The 18,469-nt window shown below is 52.9% G+C and carries 7 protein-coding genes; 1 reads left to right on the forward strand and 6 read right to left on the reverse strand.

Going from position 1 to position 18,469, the window contains the following annotated elements:
• The 3 genes from AC0QHF_RS16370 to AC0QHF_RS16380 form a co-directional block, all read right to left on the reverse strand.
• A partial coding sequence (locus AC0QHF_RS16370) for a tandem-95 repeat protein (RefSeq protein WP_324705302.1) occupies positions 1 to 3,560 on the reverse strand: 3,560 nt, incomplete at its 3' end.
• A 109-nt stretch (positions 3,561 to 3,669) separates the two neighbouring features.
• The gene (locus tag AC0QHF_RS16375; RefSeq protein ID WP_324705303.1) at positions 3,670 to 7,506 is read right to left on the reverse strand and encodes an Ig-like domain-containing protein; all 3,837 of its coding nucleotides are present in this window, start codon (positions 7,504 to 7,506) and stop codon (positions 3,670 to 3,672) included.
• Between the two features lie 784 nt (positions 7,507 to 8,290).
• Entirely contained in the window at positions 8,291 to 10,543 is a 2,253-nt protein-coding gene (locus AC0QHF_RS16380) for a PD-(D/E)XK nuclease family protein (RefSeq protein WP_324705304.1), read from the reverse strand.
• Positions 10,544 to 10,622: 79 nt separating this feature from the next.
• On the opposite strand from AC0QHF_RS16380, the gene AC0QHF_RS16385 reads away from it, so the two are divergent.
• The gene (locus tag AC0QHF_RS16385) at positions 10,623 to 12,044 is read left to right on the forward strand and encodes a proton extrusion protein PcxA (protein ID WP_324705305.1); all 1,422 of its coding nucleotides are present in this window, start codon (positions 10,623 to 10,625) and stop codon (positions 12,042 to 12,044) included.
• A 319-nt stretch (positions 12,045 to 12,363) separates the two neighbouring features.
• Here AC0QHF_RS16385 and AC0QHF_RS16390 read toward each other — a convergent pair whose 3' ends face one another.
• From AC0QHF_RS16390 to AC0QHF_RS16400, 3 genes are all read right to left on the reverse strand, one after another.
• Positions 12,364 to 14,217 carry a DNA-directed RNA polymerase subunit gamma gene (locus tag AC0QHF_RS16390; RefSeq protein WP_375341436.1) on the reverse strand — a complete coding sequence of 618 codons (1,854 nt, stop codon included), beginning with the start codon at positions 14,215 to 14,217 and terminating at the stop codon, positions 12,364 to 12,366.
• Positions 14,218 to 16,599: 2,382 nt separating this feature from the next.
• Complete coding sequence (locus AC0QHF_RS16395) at positions 16,600 to 16,812, reverse strand: hypothetical protein (protein WP_324705306.1); 213 nt, start codon at positions 16,810 to 16,812, stop codon at positions 16,600 to 16,602.
• A gap of 62 nt (positions 16,813 to 16,874) precedes the next feature.
• On the reverse strand, positions 16,875 to 18,263 hold the full coding sequence (locus AC0QHF_RS16400; RefSeq protein ID WP_324705307.1) for a mechanosensitive ion channel family protein: 1,389 nt from the start codon (positions 18,261 to 18,263) through the stop codon (positions 16,875 to 16,877).
• Positions 18,264 to 18,469 lie beyond the last annotated feature (206 nt).

Below are 18,469 nucleotides of genomic sequence, written 5' to 3' on the forward strand. Positions count from 1 at the left end.
GCATTGACGGCTAATACCGTATCGGCATTGATGCTGTTGCTATCATCCACCGCTTCGGGAGGATCGTTCACCCCAGTCACCGTGACGCTGACGGTAGCAGTGGCCTGATTTGAGTTCTCATCTTCAACGGTGTAAGTAAAGGTATCGACGACCTCTTCCCCTTCCGTCAGGGCGATCAAACTGGTCGCCGTCGCGGGATCGTAGGTGTAGCTACCATCGGCATTCACCGTCACATCCGCCCCCAGGGAACTGGTACTCTCGAAGGCGACGACTGTAAAATTATCGCCATCCACGTCGCTATCATTGCTCAAGACACCCGAGGCGGCGTTGACATCCAGAGGCGTATCCGCTGCGGTGCTGTTGCTGTCGTCTACCGCCTCCGGGAGGGATGTCACGGAAACGGTGACGGTGGCCGTGTCCGTTTCCCCCTCGTCATCGCTGACGGTGTAATCAAAACTGGCTTCTCCGGTAAAGTCGATGTCGGGGGTAAATACGACATTGCCATCCCCATTTAGTTCGACGGTGCCGTTGATGGCATTATTCACCTCAGTCAAGGTGAGAACGTCCTCGTTGGGATCGCTATCATTACTTAATAGCTCATCCGCAGTGATGGTTGCCGCAGTATTCAGCAACACATCAATTGTGTCGGCAGTGGCGACGGGAGGTTCGTTGAGGGCTTCGATCGCGATCGCATCTGTTGCCGTCAATGGACCTCCTTCCCCGGTGTTGCCTTGGTCGTTGGTGGTAATTTCTAACAAACCCGACTGGGTATTAAATCCCCCCGACGGGGTGAATGTCAAACCGTCCAAGGCGCGGTTAATTGATCCGATCGCACCAGTTAGAATCAGGGTTTCTGTGGCCGTTCCGCTGATTTCGACCCCTTCTGTATTTGTTCCCGATGTCAGGGTGCCACTGGTGGCACTTAGGATGACTTCGACGGCTTCGGTTCCGGCGTCCGGGTCGGCAATGGCGATCGCGTTATTATTCACTTCACTAAATACCACGGGAGTCTCACCGTCGGTGGTTTGGGCATCCGGGACGGCGTTGCTGGGCGCATCGTTGACCGGAATCATGTCGATGGTGACGGTGGCCGGATCGCTGTCTTCTATGCCGTCGCTGGCGACAATTGTCATCTGGCGATCGCCTGTCCCCGGCGCGATGGAAGTGTTGTTGTATTCGATCCGGGCGATCGCATCTTCATAGGAAGCCGCCGGCGCCCGTCCGCTCAACAGCAAGACCCCCGTATCTGGATCGTAACTCGTCGCCGTGATACCGCTCGGCAGGGCACCATTGATTGATAGCCCCTCTTCGGTTCCGTTGGCGGTATTGCTCAACGTCACCGTGGCCGAAACGATATCATCCCCGTCTCCGTCGGTGATGCTGAGGCTACCGATCGCCCCGATGGACACGGCCGAACCCCCTTCGGTAAACGTGGTGCTGACATCGCCCCCCGCCATCGTCCCGTTGAGATCCACCACCGGCGCTTCATTCACCGACTCCACATTAATTAAAACGGTCGCCGTCCCGGTCTGGGCGTTACTGTCCGTGACTGTATAAACAAAACTGTCCGTCCCGACAAAATCGGCGGGTGGCGTGTAGATCAGAGACGATCCATTATCCTCCAAACTCCCCCCGCGATCGGTGGTCGTGGGAACGTCGGACACGGCGAGTACATCTCCGGCTATGCCGGGAGTGTCATTCTCCAACAGGGTTGACTCATCGATTGTCAGCGCACTGTTCTCTCGGATAGTAAAATTATCACTTTCCGCTCGCGGTTCCACATCCGGCGGAATGGGTGTAGGAGGTGGGGGAGGTGTCGGAACGGGTGGGGTGATCGGATCTGTTGGATCTGTCGGATCTGTTGGATCTGTCGGGTCCGTCGGATCTGTCGGATCTGTGGGATCTGTCGGATCTGTTGGATCTGTGGGATCTGTGGGATCTGTCGGGTCGGGTGGTAGAGGCGCATTCGGGTCGATGACAAAATCAGCTTCGTCGAGCAGATCGCTGTCCACGTTGACCAGAACAGCCAAAAATTCGCCCGTATTGCGATCGATGAGAACGGTATCCCCGGCACTCGCCCCCTCGCCGGGACGAATATCCAGGTCGGCGAAGGTGAGGCCCCCCGTCAGTCCAATTTTGTCGATACCGACATCAAAATCGGTAATGAGATCTGCGAAGTCCACGGACGTCCCCCCAGTCGTGCCGATGATGACGCTGCCGCTTCCTTCCTCCGACTGGCTGAGGACCAGTCCCACACTGAAGATATCGTTGCCGTCCCCCCCCGTGAGGGTATCCACACCGCGATCGCCCGATAGCAGGTCATTTCCGGCATCTCCCCGCAGGCGATCGCCGCCCCGTCCCCCCAGCAAGATATCATCGCCCTGACCTCCAAACAATTCGTCATTGCCGATATCGCCACTCAGGAAATCGCTGCCCGTATTGCCAAAGAGTTGATCGTCTCCATCACCTCCGAATAGACTATCATTACCGACATCACCAAATAGCACATCATTATCCAACCCCCCAGCCAGACAATCATCCCCCTGTCCGCCAAAAAGCTGGTCGTCGCCAACCTCCCCACTGAGCAAATCATTTCCCGTATTTCCAAACAAGAAATCTGCTTCGTCACCTCCGGTTATCGTATCATTTCCCGCATCCCCAAATAACGTATCGCTTCCCTTGTCTCCAAATATTAAATCATCACCTTCGCCCCCGCGCAAACTGTCATTACTTTGACCGCCATACATGGAGTCAACACCCGTTCCGCCCAGCAGCGTATCAGCATCTTTGTCACCAAATATCAGATCATTATCGCCATCGCCAAAAATCAAATCGTCGCCTTGACCCCCTCGCAGGCAATCATCTCCACTTCCTCCTTGAAGGGCATCATTCCCCAAATTTCCATTGATTGAATCGTTGCCATCATCACCTCGGAGAATGTCGTTACCCGCCAAACCCAAAACGATGTCATCGCCACCCAAAGCAGAGATATCGTTGTCAAAATCACTGCCTAGAATTGTATCGGCTTCCTCCGTGCCAATTCCAGCACCTGGTATGGTAATAATTTGCACTTCCGGTGGGGGGTCCGTGCCATCGTCCGTGCCATCGTCCGTGCCGTCGTCCGTGCCATCGTCTGGAGTCGGTTCGACGGGTTCGGGTTCGGGTTCGGGTTCGGGTTCGGGTTGGGGTTCGGGTTCGGGTTCGGGTTCGGGAAATTCAAATCCCTCGGGCTGAAATAAAATTTCTCCGGTGCCGCCCCGCAAAGTTTCGCCCGTTTCTCCATCGAGAGTTTGCAGTCCCCCCTCCGTTTGTTCTAAGTAAACGATGGAACTGGTCGCGACAGAAACGGCTTGCAATAATGGGTCGTCGGGAATGAAAATAATCGTACCATTGGCGCCGCCAACCGTATCCCCGATCACCCCTTCAAACGTTTGGAATTTATTGGGGATGGGGTCGGCTGGAAAAATCAATTCAATGTCATTGGTCGGCAGGAGTGTATTACTCGGAAGAATCCGGCGCGATACGATAGCCGAAGTGGTGCCGATATTAACACCTGTCATGATTGGACTCCTTAAAAGCGATCGACAATGGGTTGGGGAACAGAAGCGGGGAGGGGGTAATCAATATGATCCTTGATTTTTTACCCCTGCTCCTTCTCAAAATTTTCAGCTAGATGATGATGAAATCATCAGAGCCGATGATGGTACTGATGTTGTCCGTAGACGGGTCGATTGACGTGAGAATTCCCAGGTCAAAAGCGGGCAAACTGTCGTCCGCCAAATTGGGATCGAAGGCGAGAACGTAGTTCCCAGAGAAGCCGGTATAGGCGAGGTTGTTGCGGTAAACAATTAGGGCTGAAGCATCGCTGGAACCCCTCTGATTTTTGAGAGCCGCGTTGACCGCTTGGATATTATCAAAAGTGTCTTGGAAGATGATCAGTTGTCGTCCGGTGATGTCATCTCCTTCCGAGCCGATATTCGTGATAATGATGCTTTGAAGGGGTTGGGCATCGGTGCCAACGGTGGGGACTAAGCCCTCGAAATTGTTGGTTCCGGTCAAGAATAAAAAGCGATCGTCGCCGAGTTCGTCAAAATCGGCAATGCGATCGACCCCTTCACCCGGGGCGAGATAGTAGAAAACATCATTGCCGACATTTCCGGTGAGTTGGTCGGAGCCTCCCCCTCCGGCGATCGTATCATCTCCAAGACCGCCAAAAACGGTATCATTACCGCTATCGGCAAAGATCAGATCGTTGTCGCCGCCGCCGAACACCTGATCTTCCCCGCTACCGGCAAAGATCGTGTCGTTGCCCGCTTCACCGACGATGGAATCATTTCCGCCTTCGCCGAAGATACTTTCGTCGCCGATACCCCCCTCGACGGTATCGTTACCCAAGCCGGCAAAGAGGCTGTCATCACCCGCACCCGCTTGCAGCAAGTCATTACCCTGGCCGCCAAAAAGGCTATCATCATTGTCTCCACCATCTAGGGTATCGTTGTCTTCTCCACCTTGGAGCAGATCACGACCGACACCACCCAAGAGCAGATCTTCGCCGGCTTCTCCAAACAGTTGATCATCCCCGGCATTGGCAATCATGGTGTCATTACCACTGCCCCCGAGTTGGGTATCGTTGCCGAGTCCCGAAATCATTGAGTCATCATTGTCGCCACCACTCAACAGATTGCCATCATCGCCCCCAATAATGGTATCGTTTCCGGCTTCGCCAAACAGACTGTTAATTCCGGCGCCACCATCAATGGAGTCGTTTCCGGTGCCTCCAAATATTGAGTCATTGCCTTCTTGACCTATGAGGCTATCGTCCCCTTCTCCGCCATCGAGGACATCGTTGCCGGTGCCCCCTTCCAGGGAATCGTTTCCGGCATCTCCTTCTAGGATATCTCGGTTGCCCAAACCGATGAGGGTGTCGTTGCCGTCGAATCCTCGGATTTGTTCGCTCAAGCCGCTGCCGGAGAGATTGTCATCTTCTTCGGTTCCCGGGATGATGTTATCGACGACGGAGATGCTGAAGGCTTCCTGGGGTTGGGTGGCAACATTGTCGGTTAACAGGAATAGAAAATCATCGCCTCCGGCATTTCTCCCCGAGTTGTATAAAATCGAGCCGACATTGATGTTTTCTTGGGTAAAGGTATCCCCGGTGCGAATGCGTTGGGTGACACCGCCGAGTTGCTGTAGGGTTCCGTCTTCGGGTTCTCGGATCACCTGATAGAACACCTCCGTCGGGGGATTGTCCGGATCTTCGGCGAATAGGTTATTAACAGTGATGGTTTGTTGGTCGTTGGCGAGCACGACGATGCCTCGGTTGACGATCAACTCGGGGGGTTGATTCACCCGGATGGTGACGGTGGCTTGGGCGGTGTTGCCGCTGCCGTCGGCGACGGTGTAGGTGAAGGTGTCCGTTCCCAAAAAGCCGGTGTCGGGGGTGTAAGTAAAGGTCCCGCCGGTGATGTCGTCCGGGCTTTGGAGTAAATCGCCTCCCGTGGTGCGGGTAAATTCCACGACACTGATGGGCTCGTCTTCGGGGTCGCTGTCGTTTTCGAGGACGTCGAAGGTGACGGGCTGGTCCAGGGTACGCCTCACATTGTCATCCACCGCATTGGGCGGCTGGTTGACGGGCGGTGGCGGTGTGGGGATGGGGGGTGTGGGTGTGGGTGTCGGAGTGGGAGTGGGAGTGGGAGTCGGTGTGGGCGTGGGTGTCGGAGTGGGAGTGGGAGTGGGAGTCGGTGTGGGAGTCGGTGTCGGTGTCGGAGGAGTGGGCGTGGGCGTGGGCGTTGGTGTGGGTGTGGGAGGGGTGGGAAAGCCCGCAACGCGGACGAAATCGGATTGAGTGAGAGTATTGCTATCGATGCCAACGAGGACGGCGAGGAATTCTCCGGCACTGCCGTTTTGAATGATTGTATCACCGGCATTTTCTTCGCTTTGGGTGATGCTGAGTTGCTCGAAGGTCAAGTTTCCGGTCAGGCCGATTTTATCGACTCCGGTGGCAAAGTCGTTGATGACGTCGGCTTCTTCGATGCTGCCGCCGCCGGCCCCTTCGGCGACGACGAAGGTATCGATGCCGGAGCCACCGGTGAGGGTGTCGGCGCCGACGTCGCCGGAGAGGAGGTCGTCGCCGACTTCTCCGGCGATTTGGTCGTTATCTAGACCGCCGAGGACGGTATCGGAGCCGGTACCGGCGAAGACGGTATCGTTGCCGAGGTTGCCGAATAGGGAATCGGCGCCGTCGTTGCCGAAGATCAGGTCGCCTTCGGCGCCGCCGTAGACGACATCATTGCCTTCGTCGCCCCAGAGGATATCGTTGTCTTTATCGCCGAAAATTGTGTCGTTATCGGCTCCGCCTCTGAGGCAGTCGTTGCCCTGTCCGCCGTACATGGAATCGGCGCCGATGCCCCCGATGAGGGTGTCGAGGCCGAGGTTGCCGAACAGGGCGTCGTTGCCGTCAAAACCGATCAGGATGTCGTTTTGTTTGCCGCCGTAGGCGGTATCGTTGCCGAGTCCGCCGTCGAGGGTGTCGTTGTCGGGGTTGCCGAACAGGAGGTCGTTGCCTTCGTCGCCCTGGAGTTGGTCATTTCCGGCTAGGCCGAAGATGGTGTCGTTGCCCTGCAAACCGCTGATGACGTCATCGCCGGAGGAGCCGATGATGGAGTCGTCGGCGTCGGTTCCTTTGCCGATTCCTTCGATGATGGTGGGTCTGTCGGTCTGTTGGACGTTGATCACGACTTGGGCTAAATCGGTGTCGGTGCCGTCGGTGACGCTGTAGCTGAAGCCGTCGGTCCCGAAGAAGTCTTCGTCGGGTTGATAGGTGAAGATGCCGGCACCGTTGAAGATCAGGGTGCCGTTGGCGGTGGTGGTGAAGTTTTCGATGCTGAGGCTGTCTCCGTCCGCGTCGGTGTCGTTGAGGAGGACGTCGAAAAAGGTGTCCTGTCCCTGGTCGGTGGTGACGAAATCATCGTTGGCGATGGGGGGTTGGTTGTCTGCGTTCGTGCCGGGGTCCGTGCCGGGGTCTGTGCCGGGGTCTGTGCCGGGGTCCGTGCCGGGGTCCGTGCCGGGGTCCGTGCCGGGGTCCGTGCCGGGGTCCGTGCCGGGGTCCGTGCCGGGGTCGGTTCCATTTTCGGGGACAAATGTGAAGGAACCGTCCGGATTGGTTTGCAGTGTCCCCGTTTCTTGTCCTAGGAGGGTTTGGAATCCCCCCCCTTCGCCACCCGATCGCACCACGAGTACCGTTTCATCGCCGTCCTCGATGGTGGCTTCAAAGGCCGGTTCGTCGGGGACAAAAAGGGTGGCGCCCCCTTCGCCCGGGAGGGTGTCGCCGATGCCGTCGGATGCCGGCAACAGGTTGGAGAGGGAGTCGGGGAAGGTCTCGAATTTGTCGGGGAGGGGTTCGGCCGGAAAAATTAAAATAACTCTGTTGACGGTTTGGATTTCGTCGCCCGGAGAAACTCGCAGGGCCAGTTGCGCTCGGGTGGTGGGAATTACGGAGGTGGTCATGGTGCGACTCCTAATCGGTTTGTGTTAATCAATCGAGTGACAGACAAAAAATTACTTTCGGGGGTCAGCCCGTCTCGATCGCCGGTTGACGACAAAAGTTTAAGAGAAGTTTTAAAACAAATCAAATCATAAAATAGACGGCCGAAATCTTGGGTAGCTGGGCAAGCCGAAACGCGATCGCGCTCGGGCTGGGCGGGCAAATATCATGCCACAATCGCCGGCGATCGCGACCCATCAATTGATAGCGGAGTATTCAATATCATTGTTACACCTGCAATTTTATTATGGCAAAACATTTCCAATCGAAGGCCTCCCCCGATGGAATGAAACCCAAATCGTTGACTCCGCTCATCCGGTTGCACGTTGACCATCGAGAGCTATCGTGTATCGATCAGTCAAGGGAACAGACCGGCATCCCGCGAGTCCGGGCAACTCTGTCAATCCACGGCTCCGACGGAATCGGCGGACAAAATAACGGCGTTTCCACGGTCGAGATGAGGTGCGATTGCTCCGCCAAAATGAGAAGATATCGAAGAATTTTTTCGGAGATAGTTCGGCAAAAAATTTCATGTTTTTTGACAATAATTTTGAAACAAAAAACCGCCGCAGTTGCACCCATGCTGCCCGGGCAATTGTCGGGCGCGATCGGGTCGAACTTTAACTCACCCGCCCCGAAGAAACCGATCGCCGGTTCCGTCGGGCAAACCGCTATCTATGCTACCCAGTTCGTTCCGGCTTGAAATCAAGGGGATTCCAAGGGGAAGCGGAACCCTTATAGACTCCATCAAAAATCCGAGGATTCCAGATGGGGTAAAGTGGCGTGGACGAGGGGCAACAGGGGGCCGAGTTGTTCCTGGCCGCTGACGGCTAATTCGCTGTGACAGAGGTACAGGCGATCGCCGGTCCGACTCGACAAATCTAGCAGAATCCGCTGAAGTCGCCGGCGGTCGGCCTCCATTGTCTCTTCGACGGTCCAGGGACGGCCCCGCCGTCGGACGGCGTTCAAAAACAGCGGCGCCCCCCACAGGGTACTCGCCCCCCCTTGCAACCACAAGGGCGACCCCACGTCCAGCCAAAATTGCCAGCGGTGGAACCCGCGGCTGGCTCGGTACTGGAAGATCGTCGCCAGGGTCACAGCCCGGGTGGCGGGGTCGGCTTTGGCGGGGTAGGGGTTGGCCGCCACGACGCCCCGCCGCAGCAATTGGACGAACCGGCGGGCGGTTTCCGGTTGGGAATCCCCCGACGGCTGCGGTTGCAACCGGCTGTGCACGTCCCAGAAGTGGACCGCCGTCTCCATCAATTCCCGCAACACCGAGAGTTGGTCGGGGGGGAGGGGGAGTCTGGGAATGAAAAACTGCTGGATCGCCCGGTCGAGCAGGGAAACCGGACTCGGAAGCAGGTTTTGACGGTACTGTTGTTGCTGGTTCGCCACCCAGCGGCGGATGCGATCATAGGCGTCGGTGGCCCGGTAGCCCAGGCGGTCCTGGCGGGGAAAGGCACTGGCGGGGAGCAATTGCGGGTTTTCGGGGTCGGGGGCGAAGCAGCGGTCGGCCAACAGGCCGGCCCGCACCGGATCGATGGCGGGACGGGTGCGGGGAGGGGGAGTGAACCGGTCCGCGTCGGACGGGCTGGCCGCAGGGGTGATTCCCCAAGGAGAATGGCTGAGAACTGCCAGCATTTCGGCGATCGCGTCCCGGTCTAGCAGGCGGCCCGAGCCGGGATAGACGAGGGCTGTCAGCACCAAGAGCGATCGCACGAAGGGGGAGCCGATCAGGGGCCGCTGTTCGGCGACGCCCTCCACGGCGATGCCCTCGTAGCGGAGGATTTCCCGCAGGGTATAGCGGGCGATCGGGTCTAAACCGGGGGCGACGATCGCGATCTGGTTGGGTTCGACCTCGCGATTTTTGACCGCGGCGGCGATGGTGGTCGCCGTCCGCCGCAGGAGTTCGGCCCGGGAGACGGTTTGGATTGTCCGGACGGTCGATGTCGGCGGGGGCATCTCGGGAAACCGGGCCTCCGTTTCGGGGGGCCATTGGAGCCAGAGGGGATCGAGGGTGGCGGCCAGACCGCTTTTCTGGGGCCGTTCTTCCGATTGGCATCGGGATTCCAATCCCGCTAAATATTCGGGGTCGGCCCCCAAACCTAACCGCACTCCCCCCCAGGGATTGTATGTGAATGCCCCCACGACGTCGCGATCCAACAGAAACTCGAACAGGTGGCGGGCGATGGCGGGATACTCGTCCACATCATCTGCTAGGACAAATTGATAGCGATCGAGGAGGTGTCGCTGGTAGGTGCGATCGCTCAACAAATGGCGCCAGTACAGATCGGCAATGATTCCATAGGTGAGCAATCCGCGCTGTTGACACCAATCTTGCCAACGCAGCAACACTTCGGTCATGCACTCGCCCGCGGCTCGGGGAATGTCCGCAAAGGCTTGACCCTGTTCTAAAATCGAGGGGAGATCTTCGATCGGCGTGCCACTGAGCGCTGCCAATTGCAACAGGTCGAGGGTCCGACGCACGATGCGATTTTCTTCCGGCGATCCGGGTCGCACCGGGTTGCCTCCCGGGACCGCGAGTTTTCCGGTTTCTAGTTCAGGACTCCAAAGCTCGGTGGCGAGTTCCTGTTCGAGTTCCGGACGCAACCGGACGGGAAATTTCGCCCTCAGATCCAGGCGTTCGATCAGTAGGGGCCAGAAGAGGATGGTTTCGGCCTGAAAAAAGCCGAGGGGGGTGGTGGCGTCAAAGGGATATTGTCCCCGACTCGCTTCCGTGAGGCGATCGACGAGATCGCGCTTGTTGGCCCCGTTGGCGGCGAGAATCAATGTCACCGGAACGGTGGGTTGAGTTTTTAACGGGTTGGCCGAATTGAACGATTCGGCGGACTCGGGGGGGGCGGTCGTTTGCGTCTCGGACAGGTGCGATAGGTGCGCTGTCGCGGATCGACTCCAAAGGCAAAATTGTTCGACCAGACGGGCCGTTTTGCCGCTGCGCGAGCCTCCGGTAATCCACAGGGATGCAGAAACCACAGTCAAGTCAATAAATTTGCTAAGATACCCCGTACATTAGCACTTTCTCTAAATCTCACAAAAATTGGTTTTTATGGATTGACCCATGCCCACTTCCACTTGGACTCAGTTTAAACGATTTCTCGACCGTGCCAATCGCTGGTTCCGCGATACTCCCGACCGGGCGTTAGACCAAGCTTATGACGCGGCCTTGAGAATTCGAGCCATCGAAGATGAACATTTTAATGGTGAGGTGATTTCAGCCGAGTCCGGCGACTACGGCGATCGCGTCCGGTCTTATTTTCAGTCGGAGCTTAATAAATATTTAAAAATTATTCAAATGCGTTTGGCTGAGTTCAATACCAGCCGTTCCTTACTCGGTATTTCGGAACAGATCGACGCGACAGAACTGAATGGAAAGTGGCGATCGTCCGATGATTTTTTCCGCGACGAAGACCCGTCCGAACAGGTCGCAATTATTTGTGAAAAACTCGACTTTATCGATTCCGTTACCGATCGCTATCAAAAACAAAAGCCCGAACTTAAATCTCCCGTAGAGTCCAGAGCTTTGGTGCGGGTAGATGATTCGGAAACCGTTTCCCTTGTCCCCAAACAAAAAGAAAATCGATTTCTTGTCCCCAAGCCAAAAAATCAATCCATCATCAGTTCTGACCGACCCATTTCCCCAGAAACGCCCAGCAACAACATCCAAGAGGAACTCAAATCTGACACCTCCGAGACCAGTTTTCTGCCCCGTTCTTTGCTGAGAACGATGACCCGGATCAAGCGGGAACTCAACCCGGAATCGGAAGATGAAGTCTTGAAAAATTATCGGAAATCGAAAGTTAAGACGATTATTTCGATCCGATTTATACTCTTGCTAATTCTCGTCCCCCTGCTGACCCAGCAGTTGGCGAAAAACTTTGTCGTCGGCCCCGCAGTCAACCATTTTTTAATCGATGAAAATACGCCTATTTTCCTGAACGTTAACATGGAAGAAGAAGCCTTCGTAGAGTTGCAAAAATACGAGGAACGACTCAAGTTTGAAAGCATGATCGGCCTGATTCCGGAGTTGAGTGAAGAGGAGTTGGAGGAACGGACAAGGGAAAGGGCGGCGGAACTCGCCGAGGAATATCGTTCGATGGGTTCCGATGCTATTCAAAATGTGTTTGCTGACATTCTCGCGACGTTAACCTTCGGTTTTATCATTTACACCAACAAGCAGGAAGTCGCCGTTTTGAAGTCGTTTATGGGGGATCTGATCTACGGACTCAGCGACAGTGCGAAGGCGTTTATTATCATCCTGCTGACGGATATGTTCGTGGGATTCCACTCCCCCCACGGGTGGGAAGTCATCCTGGAAAGTATCGCCCGACATTTCGGACTTCCGGAAAATCGAGATTTCAATTTTCTGTTTATCGCCACATTTCCGGTTATCTTGGATGCTGTTTTCAAGTATTGGATTTTCCGCTACCTGAACCGCAGTTCGCCTTCGGCGGTATCGACGTATAAGACGATGAATGAATGACCGCAGGGGTGCGAATTTGCACCCTCATCTGGCAGTTTATCGCCCACCAATTTTAATGACCGGAAAACAAAACATCGCCCCCACGGCAATCCCTACGCCAACAGTTTGGACTTGTCGTTCTACAGCAATTTTCAAGTCAGTGAGATACACAGATCGAGTTAAAGTCCCCCTTGTTAAGGGGGATTTAGGGGGATCGAACCGTATCGCAGCGGATAGACAACTGCTGTAGGCTGCGTCCGAACTTGATATTAGAAATGGCGAAAGAAAGCGATAATTAATAATTAATTATCAATTATCAATTATCAATTATCAATTACCGTTAGTCCAGGGCATCTTGCACCGTTTTGTTGAAGATAATCCGGCCCGGAGTCGTCCGGATATACTGGGAAATGAGATTTCCCTCTTTATCGACCCGGCAGCGACGCAGCAATTTTCCCGTTTTTTGACCGATATAGACTTGGGTGACGCTCCCATCCGTTGCGGTTTCTTCATCTTGGAGTTGTTCGGGTTCCCCCGCGATCGCTTCGCCCTCGAACCGCACCCAAACCGAGGCGTGCAAATCCACCACACCTTGGGTGTAGGCGGTGATTGCATCTTCTAAGCGGCTGAAGTAGCGATCGGCCCCCCGGGTCGCCTTCGGGTTTTCCGCCGTCAGGTAGTAGCACCCCAAAACCATATCCTGACTCGGCGTGGCGATCGGTTGGCCTGTCGCCGGGGATAGGATATTGTTGGACGCCAGCATCAACAGCCGCGCCTCGGCTTGAGCCTCCATAGACAAAGGAACGTGAACAGCCATTTGGTCGCCATCAAAGTCAGCGTTAAAAGCCGGACAGACCAGGGGATGCAATTGAATCGCCCTTCCTTCCACCAGGATCGGTTCAAAAGCCTGAATTCCCAGGCGGTGGAGAGTTGGCGCACGGTTAAGCATAACGGGGTATCCAGAAATCACCTCTTCTAACACATCCCAAACACTCGGATCGCCACGTTTAATCAACTTTTTCGCCGCACCAATATTATTGACCAACCCCTGGCGGATCAGGCGGTGGCTGACGAAAGGCTGGAAAAGTTCGATCGCCATCTCCCTCGGCAACCCGCACTGGTGCATTTTCAAATTCGGACCCACCACAATCACAGAACGCCCAGAATAATCAACCCGTTTTCCCAACAAGTTTTGACGGAAGCGACCTTGTTTCCCCTCAATAATATCCGAGATAGATTTCAAAGGTCGGTTATTAGCCCCCACCACAGTCCGACCGTGGCGACCATTATCAATGAGGGCATCCACCGCCTCTTGTAGCATTCGCTTTTCATTGCGGATAATAATTTCCGGCGCCAAAATCTCCTGTAACCTAGCTAGGCGATTATTACGGTTAATCACCCGTCGATAGAGGTCATTTAAGTCGCTAGTAGCAAAGCGACCCCCATCTAACTGAACCATCGGGCGCAAATCCGGGGGGATGACGGGGATGATGTTGAGGACCATCCATTCGGGTAGAGAACCGGTGGCAATAAAGTTATCAATTACCCGCAGGCGTTTAATTAAATTGGCGCGTTTTTGACCTTTAGCTTCGGTGATTTCTTCCCGCAGTTTTTCGGCTTCTTCTTCTAAATTCACTTCTTCGAGTAAGCGCCGAACCGCCTCAGCCCCGATGCCCACTTCCACGCCGACGAGTTCGTCTTCTTCGCTGTACATCTGCTCTTCGATTTCGAGCCACTGTTCCTCCATCAATAGCTGCTTGTAGGACAGATTGTCGGCATTTCCAGGATTCAACACCACATAGGCGTTAAAATAAACCACCTGCTCCACGTCCCGCAGGGGCATATCCAGCAAAATCGCCATGTAGCTGGGAATCCCCTTCAAATACCAGACGTGGGTAACGGGCGCCGCCAGTTTGATGTACCCCATGCGGTGACGACGGACGCGGGATTCTGTAACTTCTACCCCGCAACGTTCGCAGACAATCCCCCGATGTCGGACTCGTTTATATTTACCACAGTGACATTCCCAGTCCTTAGCCGGTCCAAAAATACGCTCACAGAACAACCCATCCATTTCCGGTTGTAAAGTCCGGTAATTAATCGTTTCGGGTTTGGTAACTTCCCCTACCACTTGACCGTTAGGTAAGGTACGTTCCCCCCATTGTCGGATGCGTTCTGGAGACGCCAACCCAATTTTGACATAATCAAATCTGTTTGAACGGTATCCGTCAGGTACAGGCTTTCTAGGAGTGTCTAAATCCTTCTTCGTTGAACGAGTCTTTGACGAGACTTCTGATTCGGTTTCGCCTTCAGGCAACACGACGGGCTGAATGGAAACAACCGCTTTTGAGTTAACCTTGGCATTAGCTTCCCCTTCACAAAAACGCCCCACCGTGGAAAATAATCGCGCCAACTGCTTGTAAAACAAACCTTGATAGTCACGAATAATTTGTTTAATAATATCCGAAGAATTATTCTGCTCTGTATTTGCCAAATCAGATGTTTTCGCCCGGGCATCTTGATCGACAGGCATCAACATCTTTTCAGTATCCTGATTGCCAAGGATTACCTTGATCTCACTATCCAAAATTTGCAAAACAAAAGAAGCAATTTTGCTGATGATTGAAACCCCGAGAAAAATGTGTCTTGGTGTTCTTGTCCACTTGGGTGCAGTTATCGATGCAACCTCCACCCAATACTCACCTTGAGCCTTCGAGTCGGCTTGATAAGAACCCGATTGAGTAATCCTCCCACCTGTGGCCTTCCAAACCAGAGAACCCGGATCAATTCGCTCACCAAACTGGTCGCGCCCTATCACTTGAAATTGTTGTTTTTCGCCCGGTTGCAAGGTGACAGAAGAAGGTTGTAATTTTAAATGCCTTAAAACGGGTAATAATTCAACTTCAACTTTATCAGTCAACTCCCCAGACGTTGCTTCTACGTTTACATAACGCGCATCGTAACCCGCCCGAAAGACACCTTGCTGGTTAATCTTCCCGCCGCGATCGCAACGCCATGACACATCACTTAATTCAAAAGGTAGACCACCACTTTGATCGTAACCTTCAACGCTAAAAAACTCATACTCTTCCGGTTTTAGCTGAGTGTGAGGCGGGAAAATTTTTATCTCAGTTAATCTTCGGGGAATAACAATTTCTTGCGTCGCAACAAACTGGTCAACTTGAGCTTGAATCGTACAGATCCCAAAACTTTGGCTATTTGCTTTGAAGCGACCATTCTGATCGATCGAACCGAGATAAGAATTAACTTTGATTGACCAGCGGAGTTTGTTCAGTTCATATGGATTGCCATACTGATCTAAACCGTAGGCTTGAAAGGTATAGCTTTCTCCTGAATTGATTTCTGTTGATTTTGGTTTGGCGATCGCCACTTTTGCCAACCTGGGTCGCTCAGTCACTCGTAGTGAAATTCTATCAGTAATACTCCCAGATTGTGCCGTGATCACAACCTTTGCAGGCTGATCTCCTGCTTCAAATTGATTGTTGACAATGCGACCCGATGAACTAGACCATTCTATATTGTCAACTGTAATTGAATTTCCATACTGATCGTATCCTTGAGCTGACAACCGCACACGCTCACCACAATACAATGTCGAGTCAGAAACAGTTATTATCTTCAATTTTGCCAAGCGAGGCGACTCTAAAACCTCAACCACCATCTTTGCTTGTATATTTCCTACTGATGCCGTGATTGTACAATTTCCCCATCGCGATCCGGCAATGAAAACATTATTTTCAATTCGCCCGAATCCTTCAGAACACTGCCAATTTACTTTATCAATAGGAAACCTATGGCTATACTGATCGTAGCCGTGAGCCGACAACTGCAAACACCGACCACAATACAATTTCGAGTTAGAAACAGTTATTATCTTCAATTTTGCCAAGCGAGGCAGCTTTAAAACCTCAACCACCACCTGTGCCTGTATATCTCCTACTGATGCCGTAATTTTACAATTTCCCCATCGCGATCCGGCAATGAAAACATTATTTTCAATTCGCCCGAATCCTTCAGAACACTGCCAATTGACTTCATCAATAGGAAACTTATCGCCATACTGATCGTACCCTTCAGCCGACAACGTCACACATTTACCACAATACAATTTCCTCGAGTTAAAAACAGTTATCTTCAATTTTGCCAAGCGGGGCTTTAAAGCACCCCTAACCTTAAACAATAAGAAGATTACCACCAATCCAATTAATAATAATACTAGGGAATTTGTAAGCATGACACTTGGTTCATCCATAGCCGCGCACCGGGTAGGGTATACCATCCCAATTTTACCCCATCCCTGGGACTGAGAAACCAGGTTTATTTTGTAAATTTTTGTGAAGCAACAGAGATGCTGCTAGAAACCGGGTTTATTTTCCCTCAACCCAGTCTCATAACACCGGTTAACTTAGGGACTGATGAGGAGAAGTTCGGGGAAATAAGTTTGGTAACGGGTGGTATCACGAGTTAACAGGGTGTACCCACACACGAACCCATGAGCGCCGATATAGAAATCCGGTAAAGGCGAGATCGTTAACATCCATTTGTAAACGCTACCTCAAGTTTTTCCCTGCTCAAAAGCCCGAACCTTCTCATATAAACTATCCACTGTTTCATCCGCGAATGTATCATCTTTACTCAACAAATACTCCCCTTCCCCCAGTTGACAAGCTACAACAAATCTAGCAAATTTGACAGGAGCCATGTGAGCAGATAGGATTTTTAACCCCTCTTTGATAACTTGTTGTTCCGTCGGTAAATCAACCTTCATAATCAACCTCCGTATTTTACCCCGATCACGTCAGCCAAAGCTGACTTGAGTTCTTAGTGTTCTTAAGCTTGGGTTGAGCCCCCAGGTGGTTGGTGAGACTGAGAATTTCCTGCTGTATCCGTTGGTAGAGGAGAATTGCGGAACATTAATGTATAGATATCAGTGGGCATTTCGATATTTTCCTGTTGCAGTGCTTCTTTGATACTTTGAATGACTTGAGATGTCATTGTCAAAAACCCTGCTCGCCGCGAATCAACCCAAAACCGCACTTCCAGATTCACAGTGCTTGCGGCCAATTCCAACACCAAAATCTCGGGAGGCGGTTCTTTTTCCAACCCTGAAAGTGCGGACAGAGTAGCTTCAATCACTTGTTTGGTATGGCTAATATCGGCATCATAGTCAATACCAACTATAACCGAACTACGACGGCGTGGCGAAGCCGTATTGTTAATAATACTGGCAGAAAATACTTCTTGATTCGGAATATACACTAACCGCCCATCATAGGTTCTCATCGTGGTTGCCCGCAGGTCAATCTGAGTGATCGTACCCTCATAATCACTAATAACCACCTGATCGTTAATCCCAAAGGGTCGGGCGGCGAGTAAAATGACCCCGGAGATATAATTACTTAAAACATCTTTGAGACTAAAACCGATCGCCACACTGGTGAGCCCCAACGCCCCCAATAAAGCACCAAAGTTGAGTCCCAAAACCCCCAAAGTAACAACTGAGCCCAGCACCCAGACGGCGCCATAACCCAAGCGTCCAATCAGAATTTCCGTACTGCGATCGCCTTCCGTCCGTTGCGCCCAACTAAAGCCAATAAACCGCACCACTTTCGCTATTCCCCAGGTCATCCCAACCACAATCAGCGCCCCCAATAAAGAGGGGAGATTTGCCACCGTATCCCGTAAAAGTTGTTGTACTGTTCCATAGAGGCGCTGTCCCACATCGATCGCTAAGGGCGGTTTTCTGATTGCCTGATCTAGTTGTTCCGCCCATCTTTCGGCCAAGGCTTCCACTGACAAACCAAAATCTTGGGCATCCTGCTGAGTAACAGTCATTAATACACGATTATTTAATCGCAACGTTGCCACTTGGCGAGGGTCATCCGGTGTCACTGTCACCTGTCCCAAAGTTTCCGATTCCGATTGTGCCAAAAGACTGCCAATTCGCCGATTGATAATTTTTGCCCGTTCTCTTGCGCCCAAATCCGCAAGGCTACCCACTTGCAAAATCGGTCTACCTCTAACTAAAATATCGGAAAAATAGACTTCACTATCAGGATTACTTCTCAGGGTTGAATTCCCGGAATCTGGCATGGGAACTATCTCGTCTTGAGCGATACTCCGGTGAGGACTGGCAAAGAAAATAAATCCAGTGGCGAAGATGACAAAGGTCAATCGATATGACCCTATTCCTTGCCAAAGATTCTGTCTAATTTTCATAGGATAGTTAGTTTTCAGATTTCCGAACCAAAACAGATTACAGTAATTTTCAAGTCAATGAGGTACACTTTCCAATTCAGAGTCCCCGTTGAAACCAAAGCGAAGCATCCTCTGGCTCCCCCCAATTCTCCCCCCAATTCTCCCCCCAATTCTCCCCCCAATTCTCCCCCCAATTCTCCCCCCAATTATCCCCCCAATTCTCCCCC

This window comes from Lyngbya sp. CCY1209, assembly GCF_055795065.1.

Excerpts from the sequence above, each read along its gene's own strand:
- AC0QHF_RS16385 (WP_324705305.1), top strand. The coding sequence starts at position 10,623 with ATGCCCACTTCCACTTGGACTCAGTTTAAACGATTTCTCGACCGTGCC.
- AC0QHF_RS16400 (WP_324705307.1), bottom strand. The coding sequence starts at position 18,263 with ATGAAAATTAGACAGAATCTTTGGCAAGGAATAGGGTCATATCGATTG.
- AC0QHF_RS16375 (WP_324705303.1), bottom strand. The coding sequence starts at position 7,506 with ATGACCACCTCCGTAATTCCCACCACCCGAGCGCAACTGGCCCTGCGA.
- AC0QHF_RS16395 (WP_324705306.1), bottom strand. The coding sequence starts at position 16,812 with ATGAAGGTTGATTTACCGACGGAACAACAAGTTATCAAAGAGGGGTTA.